This window comes from Microbacterium sp. LjRoot45, assembly GCF_964253325.1.
Taxonomy (GTDB): domain Bacteria; phylum Actinomycetota; class Actinomycetes; order Actinomycetales; family Microbacteriaceae; genus Microbacterium.
In genome coordinates this window covers 3,099,404-3,115,577 of record NZ_CAXUQM020000001.1, presented here as the reverse complement: position 1 = coordinate 3,115,577, position 16,174 = coordinate 3,099,404, and the positions used below count along the sequence as shown (strand labels likewise).

17 protein-coding genes are annotated in these 16,174 nt (G+C 68.6%); 12 read left to right on the top strand and 5 right to left on the bottom strand.

Features of this window, described 5'->3' with window-relative positions; genetic code table 11:
- Positions 1-46 precede the first annotated feature (46 nt).
- A complete protein-coding gene (locus ACSQ18_RS14735) occupies positions 47-2,143 on the top strand; it encodes an MMPL family transporter (protein WP_436038181.1) in 2,097 nt (698 codons plus the stop codon).
- Here ACSQ18_RS14735 and ACSQ18_RS14730 read toward each other — a convergent pair.
- Positions 2,132-3,229 carry a hypothetical protein gene (locus ACSQ18_RS14730; protein ID WP_436038180.1) on the bottom strand — a complete coding sequence of 366 codons (1,098 nt, stop codon included), beginning with the start codon at positions 3,227-3,229 and terminating at the stop codon, positions 2,132-2,134. The genes ACSQ18_RS14735 and ACSQ18_RS14730 overlap by 12 nt on opposite strands.
- A gap of 35 nt (positions 3,230-3,264) precedes the next feature.
- Here ACSQ18_RS14730 and ACSQ18_RS14725 point away from each other — a divergent pair, with 35 nt between their 5' ends.
- On the top strand, positions 3,265-4,650 hold the full coding sequence (locus ACSQ18_RS14725) for an ATP-dependent DNA helicase (protein WP_436038178.1): 1,386 nt from the start codon (positions 3,265-3,267) through the stop codon (positions 4,648-4,650).
- A gap of 29 nt (positions 4,651-4,679) precedes the next feature.
- Here the strand turns inward: ACSQ18_RS14725 and ACSQ18_RS14720 are convergent, their stop codons facing one another.
- Both ACSQ18_RS14720 and ACSQ18_RS14715 read right to left on the bottom strand, forming a co-directional pair.
- Entirely contained in the window at positions 4,680-5,336 is a 657-nt protein-coding gene (locus ACSQ18_RS14720) for a heme oxygenase (biliverdin-producing) (RefSeq protein ID WP_436038456.1), read from the bottom strand.
- Between the two features lie 482 nt (positions 5,337-5,818).
- Complete coding sequence (locus ACSQ18_RS14715; protein ID WP_436038176.1) at positions 5,819-6,019, bottom strand: hypothetical protein; 201 nt, start codon at positions 6,017-6,019, stop codon at positions 5,819-5,821.
- Between the two features lie 410 nt (positions 6,020-6,429).
- Here ACSQ18_RS14715 and ACSQ18_RS14710 point away from each other — a divergent pair, with 410 nt between their 5' ends.
- From ACSQ18_RS14710 to ACSQ18_RS14695, 4 genes are all read left to right on the top strand, one after another.
- Positions 6,430-7,599 carry a hypothetical protein gene (locus ACSQ18_RS14710; protein ID WP_436038174.1) on the top strand — a complete coding sequence of 390 codons (1,170 nt, stop codon included), beginning with the start codon at positions 6,430-6,432 and terminating at the stop codon, positions 7,597-7,599.
- Positions 7,596-8,093, top strand: coding sequence for a hypothetical protein (locus ACSQ18_RS14705; RefSeq protein ID WP_436038173.1), 498 nt, complete (start codon positions 7,596-7,598; stop codon positions 8,091-8,093). The genes ACSQ18_RS14710 and ACSQ18_RS14705 overlap by 4 nt, the downstream gene beginning before the upstream one ends.
- A gap of 226 nt (positions 8,094-8,319) precedes the next feature.
- Positions 8,320-8,847, top strand: a complete 528-nt coding sequence (locus ACSQ18_RS14700; RefSeq protein WP_436038171.1) for a hypothetical protein — start codon at positions 8,320-8,322, stop codon at positions 8,845-8,847.
- Between the two features lie 143 nt (positions 8,848-8,990).
- Positions 8,991-9,188, top strand: coding sequence for a hypothetical protein (locus ACSQ18_RS14695; protein WP_436038169.1), 198 nt, complete (start codon positions 8,991-8,993; stop codon positions 9,186-9,188).
- Here the strand turns inward: ACSQ18_RS14695 and ACSQ18_RS14690 are convergent.
- On the bottom strand, positions 9,178-9,333 hold the full coding sequence (locus ACSQ18_RS14690) for a hypothetical protein (protein WP_436038168.1): 156 nt from the start codon (positions 9,331-9,333) through the stop codon (positions 9,178-9,180). The two genes, ACSQ18_RS14695 and ACSQ18_RS14690, sit on opposite strands and share 11 nt — an antisense overlap.
- Before the next feature lie 301 nt (positions 9,334-9,634).
- Between ACSQ18_RS14690 and ACSQ18_RS14685 the strand changes: the two genes are divergently transcribed.
- The 3 genes from ACSQ18_RS14685 to ACSQ18_RS14675 all read left to right on the top strand — a co-directional run bounded on the left by ACSQ18_RS14685 (position 9,635) and on the right by ACSQ18_RS14675 (position 11,584).
- Positions 9,635-10,207 carry a hypothetical protein gene (locus tag ACSQ18_RS14685; protein ID WP_436038167.1) on the top strand — a complete coding sequence of 191 codons (573 nt, stop codon included), beginning with the start codon at positions 9,635-9,637 and terminating at the stop codon, positions 10,205-10,207.
- Positions 10,207-10,731: a hypothetical protein gene (locus ACSQ18_RS14680; protein WP_436038166.1), complete on the top strand. Its 525-nt coding sequence runs from the start codon at positions 10,207-10,209 to the stop codon at positions 10,729-10,731. Before ACSQ18_RS14685 ends, ACSQ18_RS14680 begins: the two co-directional genes overlap by 1 nt.
- Positions 10,732-10,843: 112 nt before the next feature.
- On the top strand, positions 10,844-11,584 hold the full coding sequence (locus tag ACSQ18_RS14675) for a hypothetical protein (RefSeq protein ID WP_436038165.1): 741 nt from the start codon (positions 10,844-10,846) through the stop codon (positions 11,582-11,584).
- A gap of 629 nt (positions 11,585-12,213) precedes the next feature.
- On the opposite strand, the gene ACSQ18_RS14670 is transcribed toward ACSQ18_RS14675, so the two are convergent.
- Positions 12,214-12,525: a DUF2470 domain-containing protein gene (locus ACSQ18_RS14670; protein ID WP_436038163.1), complete on the bottom strand. Its 312-nt coding sequence runs from the start codon at positions 12,523-12,525 to the stop codon at positions 12,214-12,216.
- Between the two features lie 122 nt (positions 12,526-12,647).
- On the opposite strand from ACSQ18_RS14670, the gene ACSQ18_RS14665 reads away from it, so the two are divergent.
- From ACSQ18_RS14665 to ACSQ18_RS14655, 3 genes are all read left to right on the top strand, one after another.
- Positions 12,648-13,904 carry a serine hydrolase domain-containing protein gene (locus tag ACSQ18_RS14665; RefSeq protein ID WP_436038162.1) on the top strand — a complete coding sequence of 419 codons (1,257 nt, stop codon included), beginning with the start codon at positions 12,648-12,650 and terminating at the stop codon, positions 13,902-13,904.
- Positions 13,901-14,770, top strand: a complete 870-nt coding sequence (locus ACSQ18_RS14660; RefSeq protein WP_436038160.1) for an EamA family transporter — start codon at positions 13,901-13,903, stop codon at positions 14,768-14,770. Before ACSQ18_RS14665 ends, ACSQ18_RS14660 begins: the two co-directional genes overlap by 4 nt.
- A 135-nt stretch (positions 14,771-14,905) precedes the next feature.
- Positions 14,906-16,153, top strand: a complete 1,248-nt coding sequence (locus ACSQ18_RS14655; protein ID WP_436038159.1) for an extracellular solute-binding protein — start codon at positions 14,906-14,908, stop codon at positions 16,151-16,153.
- Positions 16,154-16,174: the final 21 nt, after the last annotated feature.

The following is a 16,174-nucleotide window of genomic DNA, read 5'->3' as shown; positions in this document are numbered from 1 at the left end:
GTAGCTAGATAAGCTAGCGAGATACATCCACTGCGAGAGAGCCCTCATGTCGTCTTTCCTCCGCCTCATCACGTCCGCGCGCACGTCGTGGATCGTCCTCGTCCTGGCTGTCGCCGCCGTCGGCGCCCTCTTCGCCTGGGGCTCCACCGAGGAGGCCGAGACCGCCCCCGCGGTCGGGCTCCCCGACTCGGCGGAGTCCGTCCAGGTGGAGAAGCTGCTGGAGGACTTCCCCGGCGCCGACAGCACGTCCGCTCTCGTCGTGTTCGCCGGCGAGGACGGGGCGCTCAGCGATGAGCAGCGCGCCGCGATCGACGCGAAGGCCTTCGGCGAGCTCGTCGACCTCACTCCCGACGGGTTCATCCCGCCCGCGCAGGTCGCCGACAACGGCGAGGTCGCGCTCCTGGTCGTGCCGCTGGACCCCGAGCCCGACGTCGAGAAGCAGGCCGAGCGTGCGCAGGAGATCCGCGATCTCGCCGCCGAGGACCTCGACGGCGTGCGGGTCTACCTCACCGGTGCCGAGGGCTTCGAGGTCGACGTCGCCGCGGTGTTCGCGGGAGCCGACTTCACTCTCCTCCTCACGACCGTCATCGTCGTGGCCATCCTCCTGCTGATCACCTACCGGAGCCCCTGGCTGTGGCTCGTTCCGCTCGTCGTGATCGGCGTCGCGGACGCCTCGGCAGGCATCGTCGCCCGACGCGTCGCCGCTGCCGCCGGTGTGCAGCTCGACGCGTCGGTCACCGGCATCCTCTCGGTGCTGGTCTTCGGCGCCGGAACCAACTACGCCCTCCTCCTCATCGCGCGCTACCGCGACGAACTGCGGCTCCACGAGGATCGCCGCGAGGCCATGCGCCGCGCGGTGCGGGGAGCGGGGCCCGCGATCCTCGCCAGCGGCTCGACCGTCGCCCTGGCCCTCGCGACCCTGCTCCTCGGCGAGCTCGCCGGCAACCGCGCGCTGGGACTCGCGTGCGCCGTGGGCATCGTCGTGGCGATGGCGTTCGCGCTCATCGTGCTCCCCGCCGCCCTCGTGCTCTTCGGGCGGGGCCTGTTCTGGCCCTACGTCCCGCGGTTCGGCTCCCCGGATGCCATCTCGCGCAGCCCGTGGGGCAAGCTCGGCGTCGCGGTCTCGCGCCGCCCGGGCTGGGTCGCCGCCGCCGGGTTCGTCGTCCTCGCAGCCCTCGCCAGCGGAATGTTCTTCGTGCAGACCGGACTCTCGCAGAACGACCGCTTCCTGCAGAAGCCGGAGGCGGTGCGCGGCCAGGAGATCCTCGCGGAGGCGTTCTCCGCGGGAACGACCTCGCCGGCCGTCGTCGTGGCCCCCCGCGCGGAGGCGGCCGAGACCGTCGACGCGCTGCAGGGACTCACCGGGGTCGACACCGCCGTCGCCGGCGACGAGTCCGGCGACCTCGTGCGCATCGACGTGACGCTCAACGCCGACGCCGAGACCGCCGAGGCCTTCGACGCCGTGCGGGAGATGCGCTCCCAGCTCGACGACGTCGGATCGGGGACGGCGCTGGTCGGCGGGCTCGACGCACGCGCCCTCGACGTCGCCGACGCACAGGCCCGGGATCAGGCGCTCATCATCCCGCTGATCCTCGTGCTGGTGCTCATCGTGCTCATCGTGCTGCTGCGCGCCCTCGTCGCCCCGCTCCTGCTGCTGCTGGCCGTCGTGGCGAGCTTCTTCTCGGCGGTCGGCGCCAGCTGGTGGCTGTTCCAGACGCCCCTCTTCGGCTTCCCCGCCATCGACGTCAACGTGCTGCTGTTCAGCTTCCTGTTCCTCGTGGCGCTGGGCGTGGACTACAGCATCTTCCTCGTCACCCGAGCGCAGGAGGAATCCCGCACGCTCGGCACGACGCGCGGCATGATCCGAGCCCTGGCGGCGACCGGTGCCGTCATCACGAGCGCCGGCATCCTGCTGGCGGCGGTATTCGCCGTGCTCGGGGTGCTGCCCCTCATCACCCTGACGCAGATCGGCATCATCGTCTGTATCGGTGTGCTGATCGACACTCTGCTCGTGCGGACCGTCATCGTCCCGGCGCTCGCGTTCCTCACCGGCGACCGCTTCTGGTGGCCCCGGCGACCGCTCGTCAGCGACGCCGACGCGGCGGCATCCGCTCCCGCACCGGTGTCGGCGTCAGTCGGTTGACGAGACGGTGATGGATGCCGTGCCGTCCGGCAGCACGGTGATGTCACCCTCGAGGAAGAAGGGCACGTCCTCGTCGACGCGCCGCACGGAACCGTCGAAGATCGACTGGATGTCGACCTCGATGTGAGCGACGGCCTGCGTCCGGGTGATCTTCCAGTCGGCGCCGTCGGGCTCGATCGACACGACGGGCTGCTCCGCGATCGACCACGTCGGCACGTCGACGATGCGGTTGCGCACCGTGAACCCGAACGGGCATCCGGTCGGCTGGAGCACCTCCTGGGTCGCACACGTGTCGAGGAACGACTCCACCTCCTTCTGCACGACGTCCGTGAAGGTGTCCGTCGCCTCCGTCTGCAGGTCGACGGGGATCTCCGCCCGCGGCTTGTCCGACAGCACGGCGACGCCGGGGCTCGTCGACAGCGGGGTGTCGACGGCGATCGAGTAGAGGCCGGGCGAGAAGACGAGCAGCGGCACCGGCTCCAGCGGGTCGGCGTCGACGCCCGCCTCGAGCACCTGGCGCTTGTCGATCTCGAAGCCGTTGACCGAGAACTGCATCGCCCCGCGCACCGTGAGGTCGATCACGGCCAGAGGCGTCTTGGCGAATCGCCACGCGGGCGCCACTCCGATCATGCCGGCCTGCTCGACGGCGAACGACGTCCGAGCCCGGTGCGGTCCGGCATCGTATTCGACCGTGACCGTCGACACGCCGTCCTTCTCGGCGGTCGAGACGACCTCGATGGCGTCGAGCGGGGCCAGGGCGGCGCCCCGGAGCAGCGCGTCGGCGGCATCCGTCGGAAGACCGGCGGCCTCCAGCTGCGAGGACTCCACGCGCACCCCGGGGACGGCGAGGGCGTCGGCGGCCCGCCCCTGGGCGAGGAGATCGAGGTAGCGGCTCACGAAGGCGGCCGGGCTGTAGAGCTGCTGGTACACGACCGCCCCGGCGGCCGCGAGGGCGCCGGCCAGGAGCACGCCGACGACGGCGAGGGCGGTCAGATCGAAGGCGACGGGACGGCGACGGGCACGCCGGCGGGTCGGGACCACGGGGGTCTCCGCCGCGGCATCCGGCCCGCTCGTCGCATCCTGCATCGTGTCAGTCTAGGAAATCCCGGCTGACAACTAGCATGGACCCGGTGAGCATCCCCGCCCTGTCCGCCGAGCAGGAGGAGCTCTTCCGCCTGATCGAGGACACGCGCGAGCACGTGTTCGTCACGGGCCGGGCGGGCACCGGAAAATCCACGCTTCTGCAGCACCTCGCGTGGAACACGCACAAGCAGATCGCCGTGTGCGCGCCGACGGGCGTTGCGGCCCTCAACGTCGAGGGGCAGACGATCCACTCGCTCTTCCGACTGCCGATCGGCCTCATCGCCGACAGTGAGCTGGAGCAGTCCGAGCCCGCGCGGAAGATCATGAACGCGATCGACACGCTCGTCATCGACGAGGTCTCGATGGTCAACGCCGACCTCATGGATGCCATCGACCGCTCGCTCCGCCAGGCGCGTCGTCGCCGGTCCGAACCGTTCGGCGGGGTGCAGATCGTCATGTTCGGCGATCCGTACCAACTGTCGCCGGTGCCGCCGCGCGGCGACGAGCTCAAGTACATCAACGACCACTACCGATCGTTCTGGTTCTTCGACGCGCAGGTGTGGGCAGGACCGCGCGCCGACGCCGGCGCCATCCGCTCCGACGGTCTGCTCGATCTCGGCCGCGTCGGGGCGCCGCTCCACATCAAGGAGCTGCGGGAGATCCACCGGCAGTCCGACGACGGGTTCAAGGCGATGCTCAACGCCGTGCGGCACGGGGTGGTGACGGCGGAGATCGCGGGGATGCTGAACGCGGCGGGGGCGCGCCCCGTGCCGGAACCCGTCGACGGCGAGCCGCCGATCATCACCCTCGCGACGCGCAACGACATCGTGAACCGCATCAACCAGCGCCACCTCGACGCCCTGACGGGGCCGGTGCAGACGGCGCGCGCCGACGTGAGCGGCGACTTCGGTCGGGGCGAGGCCTACCCCGCCGATGTCGAGCTGCAGCTGAAGGTGGGGGCGCAGGTGATGTTCCTGCGCAACGACCTCGGCGGGAAAGAGGGGCCGCGCTGGGTCAACGGCTCGATCGGCACCGTCACGCGCATCGCGGGCGGCACCGTCCGCGTCGAGCTCGACGGCGAGGAGCACGACGTCGAGCCGACCGTCTGGGAGCGTTTCCGCTACGCGTACGACCCGGGCATCCGCAAGCTCACCCGCGACATCGTGGCCGAGTTCACCCAGTTCCCGTTACGGCTGGCGTGGGCCGTCACCATCCACAAGTCGCAGGGTAAGACGTACGATCGCGCCGTCATCGACCTCGGCTCGGGGGCGTTCGCCCCGGGGCAGACGTACGTGGCGCTCTCGCGTCTCACGAGCCTCGACGGCCTGTACCTCAGCCGTCCGCTGCGCCCGAGCGACATCCTCGTGGATGCCGACGTGCGGCGGTTCATGGCCGGCGTGCGCGCCGCCGAGCGCGCCGGCTGACACCGGCGCCCGCGCGCGGTGTCGCGGCGTCAGGCCGTGGCGGCTGCCGACTTCGCGGCCGCGAGGTCGGTGAACAGGTCGGTGTTGAACTGGTACGCGACGAGGACCTCGTCGATCACGCGCTCCTGCTCGGCGGCGTCCCATGGGGCGGCGTCGAGCTGCTCGCGGTACACCTCCTTGAAGGCTTTGGGGTCGGCGATGTCGGCGAAGAGGTAGAAGCCGATGCCGTTCGTCTCGAAGCCGAACTGCCGCGCCATGAGCCGGCCGATGAACTGCCCGCCCGAGAGGTCGCCGAGGTAGCGGGTGTAGTGGTGGGCCACGAAGCCCCCGGCCCACGTGGCGGCGACCTGACGGATGCGATCGACGTAGCGACGGGTGGTCGGCAGCGGCTCGACGCGGTCGCGCCAGTCGGCGCCGATCAGGAATTGGAGGTCGGCCTCGAGCGCGGGGAGGCGGGTGAGCTTGTCGCTGATGAACGTCGCGGCGACCGGGTCGGCCTTCATCCGTTCGGCGGCCGCTTCGAGCGCGTCGTAGATGAACCAGTGCTGCACGACGAGGGCGATGTAGTCATCGCGCGTGCCCTGGCCGCGCATGAGGTCGGCCATGAATCCGGCGTGCTCGCTGCCGGCGTGGGCGGAGGACGAGCGCTCGCGGAGCGCCGTGGAGAACGGGATCAGCTCGGGCATGGCACGAGCATAGCGGAAGTTAGGTACAGCTAACCTGAAGGTTTCTCGCGGAGGTCCTGTCACTAGTGCGGGGGCGGGCGAGAGCAGCTGCTCGTCGAAGCCCTCGATCTTCAGCGACATGTCCTCGTCGGTGACCGCGAACGAGACGTCCGCGATCTTGTCGAGCATGACGGGCACGGAGCCCTCGGTCGCGTCCTGCAGCTGGATGCCGTTCCGAGCCGTAGTCCACGTGGACCAGCGGGCCGAGGAACGTCGACTCGTAGAGGGTGGCGAGCACCTGCTTCGCGATAGCGCCCACCGTGAGGCGGGTGTTTGCCCCGCTCGATTACCTGGTTCCGCTCGTTCTCGGCGCGCTCGACGAGCACGGTCGGGTCTGGCGGGGTGTCGTCCTTGACCAGCCCGAGGGCCTTGTCGATCGACTGCGCGAGCTCGGTCTTGACGGCCTCAGCGGCGGCTGCCGCGTCGGTCTTCGCCTTCTCCCGCTAGCTCGCGGCCTCACGGCGCAGCTTCTCGACGTACTCCTTGGAGAACGTCTCGTCCCCGGCGGGCGGCTGCGCGAGCTCGGCCGGTTCGGCCGGGGGCGCAGCAGGTTCCGCGGGCGGGTCGGCCGGTGCCGGTTCCGCAGGCGCAGGTGCGGGTGCGGGGTCGGTCGATGCGGGGTCGCCACCTCCGGGCTCCGTCACCGGGCGAAGAACCGCAGGAACGGTCGGTCCCGGGCCGGCGGGAAACCGGGGCCCAGCGCGCTGATGCTGATCGTGGACATGGGGATGCTCCTTCTCCGCCACCGGGACGGGTTCGGGGTCACCCGCGGGCGCACCGGACGTCTTGCGGGCAGTGGTCCGTCACGGTCGCGATGGGGGTCTGTGGGGGTTCGGACGGGCGCAGGTCCGACTCGAGCTCGGAACAGTTGTCATGGGCGCCCTTCGCGGCGTCCAGTCGCGTTGACGCCTCTCCCGGGCGATGAGCGTCGCCCGGATCTGCGGGCGAGCGTGAATGTTTTCCTGGACGGTGGCGGCGTGTCTGGGTCAGACTCACGATAACGCTGACTGATCGCAACGGAGCGCCATCGGCGGCGGACAATACGGAGGCGATCATGCGCCGATTCAAAACAGTGGGGGCCTTGGTACTCGCGGCGGGACTAGTCGCTTCACCATTGACGGCATCGGCGACCGATCCGAATGTTGACGAGGTAACGGGCTTGCAGTACTCGAGCACGCTGCCGGGGACGGCACAGTTCATCGGAACCGCGAAAAATGTAGCTGGTGCGGCGTTTCCCAACGCCAGAGTGGAACTGATCGCGTGGCCGAGCAACGCCGTCCTATCGGGGTTGGCGTACGACGCAGATGTTCCCACGAAGGTTGTCGCCGTGGATCGAACGTCCTCCAGCGGCTCGTTCAAACTCACGCCTAGTGTGACAAGCCTTTACCCCTACGCGTCGGCTGAAGGTTTCGTTGACTTTGAGGTGGTTGTCTTCGCCGATGGATACCAGTCGTCGCAATTTCTCGAATCGACGCCTGTCCCCAGCAACCCGAACGCTCGTTCCGCGGAGGCAAGCGCCGCGACTCTCTCCACATCCCTCGGCACGTTCACGATGAGTGCATCCACCGATACTCACGCCAACAGCACAGGCGACGCGACCCTCGCCCCGGACCCTCTCAAATTCAGTTCCTGTGGTTGGAGGAAGCGGGACTCCGCAGGCGCAAAGTGGGTTGCAGTGGGTGCGGCCTACGTAAAGAAGACGGGCATCACAGCCAAGTTCACCTACCGAACGAATTCGGAGTCCAAGTTGGGCATCGCTGTGAGAATGGGTGGCTCCGCCGGAGCTTGGCGTGCATCCGGGACGTCGACGGTCACAGTAGATAGCACTGACGGCTTTCCGCTCCTCACGGGCAATGCCAGCCGCAGGTGGCGCACGCAATGGGAGTACTTCAACTTCAAGCGCAGGTGCGGGCAAGAGGAAATGGTGCGTGCTGTCAATTTCATCGGAGGAACAAGCTCGGTAAGCCTGTCCGGCACCCCGAGCACCGTCGGGTTGTGCGCTCAGTACGAGGCCGGGTCTGACAAGGAAAAGACGAACGGAACCGCTAGCACCTTCACAGGCGGCGTAGATCTCGGCCCGGCCATCGGGATCGACGTAAACGCGCAATCCAACTACTCGTCGAACACCAAGATATTCATCGACTTCACTAGCGCAGCGACCCTCTGCGGGACCACCGGCACTCCAGGTGGCAACAGTTCGGGAACGCTTGTGGTGAAGCCGTGAGACGGATCGGTGCGGCGAGCGCAGTCATCGCCATCGCGGTGATCACGAGTGGCTGCGCCGTCGCACCGGCGGCCGGACCGATGAATCTTGGTGGCCCCGACGAGTGGGAGACCTGCATGAGTTCCGGGGGGGAGAAGGTCACGTTCGGCGACGTCTTTTCCATACCTGGGACAGCGCCCGCGAAACTGACCGCACTTCGACTAGCGGAGCCGCAGGGCCTCAGTCTTGAAGCGTCGTACATTCTTCCCCCCGATGACGGATACATCGGGGCTGCTGGTTATCCTCCCAAGATCAAAACCTGGGATCAGCGCGAGGAGGTGGCAGGGGCGCTCATTGAGCCTGGGGGCGAACAATCGTTCGCTCTCGTAGTCGCCCCAACGGGTGATGGTACGCATACGGCCGACGGATTCATCGTCACCTACGAGATCGACGGGAAAACATACGAGAATCAAAACTTCGTCGCTTTCGAGGTGCAGAAGAACTGCAATGAGTGAGCGGGTGGGCTGACTCGGCCCGAGGTCATCGCTTACCAGCCGGCAGGGTTGAGGGATCTGGCACCCGCTCGTACGCACTTCGTCTCTCGGGCGCGCGCGACCCTCTGCATGGGGCCGGAGTACCCCTGGGCGGTCAGCGACGACGCTCGGCCGTCGGGTAGTAGTGGTGCCCCGTGTGCGTGGGGCCAACCCGGCCGGGAGGCCGGGAAGTCGATACAGTTCGCTCATGGACCCAGCGCTGCCCTTGAGCATCGGCACCTTCGTCGTCTCCGCAGGAGCCGCGGCCATCGCGTGGTGGCAGGCGATAGAAGCCGGTCGCAGGAGAGATGCCGCGGAGACAGCCAGTAAGGCTGCAGAGGAAGCGCGGAAGAAGGCTGTGACCGCGCAGGAGTCCGCGGCGACGGCGCTCACGGAAGCCAACGCGATCGCGCGAGAAGCTCGCGACATCGTCGCGGCCAGCGAAGCGCGGAAGATCGAGGTCAACGACGTCCACTGGGAGCCGACGTGGGTATCCGCGCAGGGCGAGTTCCGGCTCTACAACCACGGAGAAGACCCGGCGCTCAACGTGAAGGTGAGGGTCCGAGCCATCGGCAAGCTCCGGACCGAGAAGGCCGACCAAGTCCCCAGCGAAGGGCACGTCGTCTTCGAGTTCCCGCCCTACAAGGGTCAAGGCGGCTTTCCTCGGATCGAGTGGGAGGTGACCTGGGTCACACCGCTCGGGACGCCCCAGTCCCTCGAAGGTGTGTGGCGCTGATCAGCCGGTGAAGGTCTCGGGGTCGGTCGCTAGGATCGCAAGCTCCGCCCGAACTCGCGTGGCCGGACAGCGGGAAGCCTCTCCCATGCTCGCCTTCAGCGGACATGGGCACGGGCGCCGCGAACGGTTCGTACGCTGAGGCCATGAAGAATCAGCGAATCGAGATCAAGACCGTCACCTACCGCGGTGACCCGTACAGGTGCGCCGTGAAGCACCAGCTAATCGCGAACGGGACGATCGGGGCATCCTGGTTCGACTCAGCACGCGACCGTTTCGGGCAGCTCGTCACCGACGACGAGACGATCAACGCGCTTCGACTGTTGCTCGGGCTCAGCCTGTGAGCTCTGCCGGGTCGGGCGCCGGCATTCCGCGCTCCGTCTGAATACCCGCGACTTCACGCGCGACCCGCTCGGCGTCCCAGTCGGGATTCGCGCGCCGGACCTTCGTCTCCGTGGTGATCGCGGATGCCGCGTCCAGGAGTGACACGATCCGGATCTCCTTTTCGGGTCGACCTGCGACACCTAGGGGAACTCCGCCACCACGTCGACGGCCGGACGTCCGCCTCGGCCCCGGAAGATGAGCCCGTCGAGCTCCTGGCCGTGCAACTCACGCGCGAGCGCCTGGTCGAACACTGCGGCCATGTGCGGGTTCACCTCCGCTTCAGGGACTCGATCCCGGTGTCAGCGTGTGCGCGATGGGCGCGGCTGGGGCGGAATGGTGGGCGCGTCGTCGGCAGTGCGTGGCATTCTCGGGGGTGCATCTGACTGGAGTGAGGAGAGTGTTGGCGATGGCACAGGATGAGATCGAGAGTGCGCGTGCTGAGGTCGAACAGGCTCGGGCGGCGCTGCTCAAGGCTTGGGCGGAGTGGGCGGGGGCGCAGGGCGAGCACCTGCGTGAGTCGATGCTGGCCGAGGGTAAGTTCACTGCGATGAAGCAGCCGGAGGTGACCGTCGCGCTGGGGGATGGTGTCCCTGCTCTGCGCGCAGATCTGGCGGCGCTCGCGGAGTGGCACCGGAAGGCTCTGGAGGACTGGGGGCGCGAACTCAAGGCCGTCCCGGGGGAGTCGGCGGATGTCGTGTGGAAGTCCGTAGAACGCGCGCGTCTTGCGTTCGGTGCGCTGTTCCACGGGCGAGGGTATTGGCCGAGCAGCCACGCCAACCGCGAGTGGGAGGGGCCCTCCGACTGGCAGTTCTACGTGCCCGGTACTGGAACGGCTCGCACGAGCCACATTCCGCCCCTGGGTGCGGCGGGCGCCGCGCTCGTGGACGCCGAGCGAGCTTTCTCACAAGCCTCCAGCAATCTCCGCGCCGAGGAGTCACTCGCTGCGAAGCATGCCGCTGAAGAGCTTTGGGAGAACTGATGGATGCCGCGACGTTGTGGGTGACGCTGGTCGGTGCCTGCGCGGCAGTGGCGGCGGCCGTGTTCACGTTCGTGCAGGCGCGGGCCGCGACGGAGAGCCGGCGGGACGCGCAGGAGGCACGCAACGAGGCGCGGGAGGCGCGTGACGAGAGCGTGCGACTCGCGACTGAGGCCAACGCGGCCTTCATTCGGCAAGCGGAGGCTCAGGAGGAAGCGAACGAGATCGAGCGGGAGAAGTCGCGACCGGATGACTGGAGCGTTGGCCCCGCGGGTGGCTCGATGTACCGGGCCACCAACACGTCCAAGCGGTTGATCATTGTCGAGTCCATCACCGTGCAGCCGGAGAGGACTAAGGGGCTTGTGCATATCGAGACCAACCACCCTGATGGGCGCTACGAGTTCGGCGACTCGTTCGAGTTCGCGGTGTTGCGCGTTTCCGGGCCCGGCCCGGAGAAGATGACGATTCGGTACCGGTACGAAGACAACGGCCAGGGTGACTGGCGGTCGCTCCACATCACCCTTTAGCACCCGGCTTCGTCGTGGGCAGAGTCCGCCAAAGCCGTCCAATCGTGACGGCTTTGACGAATATCCGCACGTCGTTCTCATCGGCGTGTCGGCCCGCCGCTACTCTCGCCGCATGGGGAACCCTGCACGTGAACTCGCGGACTACCTGGACGACGTCAAACAGGTCACCGCTCGACAGTCAATGCGGGATCTGCGTGGGGTGAGCGCTCAACACGATCAGGTGGTCGGGTGGGCAAATCAGATCGATTACGCCAGCCGCTTGGCTCGGGTATCTGAGTTTCTCGATGCTTTCGAGCGTTCGGGGAAGGACGTCTTGCACTATCGACGAGCTTTCCCGAAATGGGCTGAGGGAGTTTTCGCCCCGGACGTCGACTGGGCTGGAGGCGCTCAAACCGCGAAGGTCATCATCAACTCCGCGTCGATCGATCTGCTGCGCGCGTTCGCTGATCTGATCGATACGAGCGGCATCGCGGTGTCGATGTCGCCGGCGCGCACAGACTCCAGCCTGTCGGCCCTCGACGAGATCGTCGAGATGCTCGAGTCGGATGACATCCCCCTGTCCTTCGTCGAGCGGCGGTATGTGTTCGAGCTGATCTCGTCGTGCAGGCGGGTGATACAGGAGTCTGCGATATTCGGCGAGGCAGACCTGATTGCCCGCGTCCACGAGTTGATCGGCGTGATGACGATGTTGGCCGAGACCTTGAGTAAGGCGGCGGATACGCGGACCGCGGGGCGGAAGTTGCTCGCCGCCGCGAAGCGGGTCGCGCCGTACGTGAGCTTCGGCGGCCGTGTTGCGGAGGGTGCTATAGGGACGACCGCGAACATCCTGTCCATCACCGGCGGCGGTGGCTGACGGAGCTGCGGGGACGTCCTTGCTTGACCTCCGACTCGACTCTCAGCACGGCCTCGAGAGCGCCTCGGTCATGCCGTTGGAGTTGACGCGAGTCGCAAGTCGGTGCGCGCTGATCCACCGATGGATCTGTCACTTGTCTCGTCCCACGAGCAGCGCGGCCTGCTGCACCGTGGCCCACATCTTCATATCGCTCATGCCGCGCCTCTCCTCTTGAGTTTGATGGGGGCGTCCCCCCTGTAGTTCGCGAGCGTGCGCAGTCCGAGCGGGTTCCGCATCCCGCTCGGATGGTGGTGGTTCGCGGCGGTCTGTGTTGGATCTGGAAGTCGATCGGCAGGCCCTTTCGCGTGGGAAGGTACTCGCCGATAGCGGGGCCGAGGAACGCGAGTCCCGTCGAGCCGATCGCCTTCCGGAGTCGCGCGTACTTCTTGTCGCCGAGGATCAGCCGCACGTCGACATCTGGCGAGGACTGAGCGCGCTCAAGCGGTCCTCCTTACCTCGGCCGGCGTGTGCAGGATCGTCTGGGGTTCTTTCAATCGCCCACTTGTCGCGGCGGGGGTTGGCTGGCGCGGCGGTGCGCAGGTCCGCATCCCACAGCGCGGCCACGCCGAAGGTTTGTCGCGGCGGTCCTGTCACTCGTGAGGGCGCGGAGTCACGCCGAGGCGCGCGCACGCGAGGTCGTAGAGCGCCACGATCTCGCGCCGCACCTCGTGTCGCTCCGTGATGGCCCCGCCAGGCCACGGAATGCGCACGGTGTCGTCGTCCCCGGAGGCCGTCACGACCCGCCACTGGCCGCCGTCGCCGTCGAACCCGGTCATCTCGGCCGCGACGACGTCGGGCACCGTCGAGAAGGCGCGCGCGATGAGCACATTGTCGTCGATGTGATCGTTGTTCATGTGGCCGAGCACGCCGCGCAGCGCGGCGTCGTCGAAGACGTGGGTCATGGGGACACTGTCGCATATCCTCGGCATCCGATCCGGGCGAGCCGCCCCCCGCGGGGCGCCGACCCGGGGCCGCGGGAAGCCATGACGTAGGCTGGAATCCGATACGAATCGGGGGGTCACGGATGCCGAGCAGTCATCGTCGACATCGTCTGCTCGCAGCGCTGACCGTCGCCGTTCTGGGCCTCACGGCCTGCGCTCCGGGTGCCTCGATCGAACGCGAGCCCATCGCCCAGGCGGAGGGCGACCTTCCCGGCGACATGCAGGAGCGGCTTCAGGCGGCCGTGGAGACGGCGATGGCCGCGACGGGATCGACCGGCGCCATCGTCGAGGTGCGCGCGCCGTGGTCGGGAGTGTGGACCAAGGCGCTCGGAACGACCACGCCCGAGGGCCCGGCGGTGACCACCGACATGAAGTTCCGCATCGGCCCGGTCACCCGGACGATGACGTGCGACGTGCTGTACGGGATGGCCGATCGCGGCATCGTCTCGATCGACGACGCCCTGGGCGAGTGGCTCAGCGGGTTCCCCTCGCTCGCTGAGGTCACCCTCGGCGAGCTCTGCGACAGCTCGAGTGGCCTGAGCACCTACGCCGACGAGGTCGCCAGCCGCTGGTACGCCAACCCCACCCGCAAATGGAGCGCGAAGGAGCTCGTGGCCTACGGTGTGGCGAAGGGGGTCGACGGCGAGCCCGGCGCCGCGTACAAGGACTCCGACACCGGCTACCTGCTGCTCGCGCTCGCTCTCGAGCGCGCCTCGCACCAGACCGCGGCCGAGCTCTTCGAGGAGTACGTCTTCGCGCCCCTGGAGATGGACGGCAGCAGCCTCCCGCAGACGACGAGGGGCTCTGACGGCTGGCTCAACGGCCTTCGCTCGGGCACCGCGAAGGGCGCCACGAACTGCGCCGCCCCCACCGACCTGACGTCGATGTCGCCGACGACCGGCTTCACTGCCGGCGGTGCGGTGTCCGATATCGACGAGCTCAGCGACTACATCCAGGCGGTGGCGCTCGGGGTGCGCTCGTACGACACCGACGAGCGGTTCGCCGATCCTTTGCCGATCTCGGGGAGCGCACCATCGTGGTTCACCGCGAAGGGCGGAGCGTTCCAGGCGGGTTCGCTCCTCGGCAACTCCGGCTCCGTACCCGGGTACCTGACGGCCGCGTACGCCGACACCGAGACGGGCCTCTCGGTCGCCGTCGTGCTGAACAATTCGCGCGCGAGCGGCACCGTCGCCCGGCAGCTTGCGTGGCAGCTCGCCGCCGTGGCATCCAAGGCTCCCGCCGCGTCGGGAGAGACCGCGCCGGAGGCCGGCGGCCTCCCGTGGGAGGCCGCGACGTTCGGCGAGGCGATCGTCGACAGCGCCATCTGCCCCCTGCCGTGAACGCGAGGGCGACCTCCGCGGTCGCGTTCGTCGTCGTCGGGCTCGCGTGCCAGGAGGTGGGCGCCGCCCTCGCCTTCCAGCTCTTCCCGCAGGCGGGTCCGCTCGGGATGGTGATGCTGCGGCTCGTCTTCTCGGCCGCGATCCTGCTGGCGATCGCGCGCCCGGGGTGGCGCGGCTACGCGCGCGCCGACTGGCGGGCGGTGCTGCGGTTCGGCACCGTGCTGGCCGTCATGAACGCCTGCTTCTACCTCGCGCTCCAGCGCCTCGACCTGGGCGTCGCGGTGACGATCGAGGTGCTGGGGCCGCTCATGCTCTCGGTGATCGCGAGTCGCCGCGCCTCCGCGTGGCTCTGGGCCGCGCTGGCGCTCGCGGGCGTCGTGGCGCTGGGCGGAGGGGGCTGCGACCGGCTCGACCTGCTCGGCGTCGTGTTCGCGCTCGGGGCGGCGGTCAGCTGGGCGCTGTACATCCTGGCATCCGCGCGGGTGGGCGCTGCGTTTCCGCGGCTCGACGGACTCGCGTTCGCGATGACCGTCGGCGCGGTGCTGTCGCTGCCGTTCGGGATCGCGAACGCGGGGGAGGCGCTCCTCCGCCTCGATCTGCTGGCGCTCGGCGCCGCCGTCGCGGTCCTGAGTTCGACGATCCCATACGCGCTCGAGCTGCTCGCGCTGCGGCGCCTGCCGGCGTCGGCCTTCGCGATCCTCATGAGCCTCGCGCCCGCGACGGCCGCGGTCGCCGGCTTCGTCCTGCTCGGACAACGCCTCACCCTCCTCGAGATCGTCGGGATGGGGCTCGTGATCGCGGCATCCGTCGGGGCGGTGCGCGCGGCGGGACGGCGGGTGCGGGAGGCGGCAGAGCCCGTCGGGTAGCGTTGGCATCCGACTTATTCTTTGGGCTTGACAAAGTCGAAGAATAAGCGCCACACTGACGGTGGGCACCGAGCCCGCACAGCGTGTACGTCGGCATCGCCGCGGACGTACGAACCTTCTGGGAAGGAAACCTCAATGAAGAGCACCCGCATCACGGCGCCCGCGTTGCTCGCGGTCGGCGCCCTCGTCCTCGCCGGCTGCACCCCCACTCCCACCGCCGAGGAGAGCGCCGCCCCGGGCGATCTGACGGTGTGGATCATGGGCGACAGCTCCGCGAACTTCGACGCCCTCGTCGCCCCCTTCGAGGAGGAGACGGGCATCGCCGTCGAGACCGTCGCCGTGCCGTGGGACGCGATCGACCAGAAGTTCACGACCGCCGTCGCCAGCGGCGACGGACCCGACATCATCCAGATCGGCGTCTCCAAGCTCCGCACCTTCGCAGACAGCGGTGCGCTCCTCGAACTCGACGCCGACACCCTCGCCGACCACCCCCACCTCGCGGCGGAGAACTTCATCGACGGCGTGGCCGGGGATGCCACGGCGATCGGCGGCAGCGTCGTCTCGCTCCCGTGGGTGTCCGACACCCGCGTGCTGTTCACCCGCACCGACATCCTCGGCGAGGCGGGCATCGACGCACCGCCCGCGACGTGGGACGAGCTCCGTGCCGACGCGAAGACGCTCGCCGGTCGCGGCGACGGCCAGTACGGCTACTACATCCCCCAGTGGGACAGCGCGCTGCCGGTCGTCATGACGTGGGACCAGGGCGGCGAGATCGTCGACGCCGACGGCATGATCGACTTCGACACCCCCGAGTTCCAGCGGGCGGTCGACCTGTACACCGGCCTGTACGCCGACGGCAGCGTGCCCACCAACAGCGACTTCGACCAGACGCAGGGCTTCGTCTCGGGTGTCGCCCCGATGCTCGTGAGCGGGCCGTACCTCGCCGGAGCCATCGCGGATGCCGCCCCCGAACTCGACGGCAAGTGGACCGTCACCACCCTCCCGACCGGCGCGGCCGGCACGTCGCTGCTGGCCGGATCGAACCTCGGCGTGTGGGGTTCGAGCGACAACACCGACGGTGCGCTCGACCTGCTCGACTACCTCTCCACGCCCGAGACGCAGGTGGCCTGGTTCGAGAGCGACGGTCAGCTGCCGACGGTCAAGGACGCCCTCAGCGACCCGGCGCTCGCCGCCGACCCGATGGTCGAGGTGTACACCCAGCAGCTCGCCGACGCGCGCCTGCTGCCGCTGGTTCCGAACTGGGACGGCGAGACGGGCAAGGCCCTCCTGGACGCGCTCAACAGCATCGTGCTGACGGGCGCCGACCGCGACCAGACGCTCGACGCCCTGTTCCAGACGACGTCCGGCACCTCGGTCAACTGACCCACCGTCCGACGGGGCGCG

Coding starts and splice junctions, on each gene's coding strand:
- ACSQ18_RS14735 (WP_436038181.1), top strand. CDS start 47: ATGTCGTCTTTCCTCCGCCTCATCACGTCCGCGCGCACGTCGTGGATC.
- ACSQ18_RS14730 (WP_436038180.1), bottom strand. CDS start 3,229: ATGCAGGATGCGACGAGCGGGCCGGATGCCGCGGCGGAGACCCCCGTG.
- ACSQ18_RS14725 (WP_436038178.1), top strand. CDS start 3,265: ATGGACCCGGTGAGCATCCCCGCCCTGTCCGCCGAGCAGGAGGAGCTC.
- ACSQ18_RS14720 (WP_436038456.1), bottom strand. CDS start 5,336: ATGCCCGAGCTGATCCCGTTCTCCACGGCGCTCCGCGAGCGCTCGTCC.
- ACSQ18_RS14710 (WP_436038174.1), top strand. CDS start 6,430: ATGCGCCGATTCAAAACAGTGGGGGCCTTGGTACTCGCGGCGGGACTA.
- ACSQ18_RS14700 (WP_436038171.1), top strand. CDS start 8,320: ATGGACCCAGCGCTGCCCTTGAGCATCGGCACCTTCGTCGTCTCCGCA.
- ACSQ18_RS14695 (WP_436038169.1), top strand. CDS start 8,991: ATGAAGAATCAGCGAATCGAGATCAAGACCGTCACCTACCGCGGTGAC.
- ACSQ18_RS14685 (WP_436038167.1), top strand. CDS start 9,635: ATGGCACAGGATGAGATCGAGAGTGCGCGTGCTGAGGTCGAACAGGCT.
- ACSQ18_RS14680 (WP_436038166.1), top strand. CDS start 10,207: ATGGATGCCGCGACGTTGTGGGTGACGCTGGTCGGTGCCTGCGCGGCA.
- ACSQ18_RS14675 (WP_436038165.1), top strand. CDS start 10,844: ATGGGGAACCCTGCACGTGAACTCGCGGACTACCTGGACGACGTCAAA.
- ACSQ18_RS14670 (WP_436038163.1), bottom strand. CDS start 12,525: ATGACCCACGTCTTCGACGACGCCGCGCTGCGCGGCGTGCTCGGCCAC.
- ACSQ18_RS14665 (WP_436038162.1), top strand. CDS start 12,648: ATGCCGAGCAGTCATCGTCGACATCGTCTGCTCGCAGCGCTGACCGTC.
- ACSQ18_RS14655 (WP_436038159.1), top strand. CDS start 14,906: ATGAAGAGCACCCGCATCACGGCGCCCGCGTTGCTCGCGGTCGGCGCC.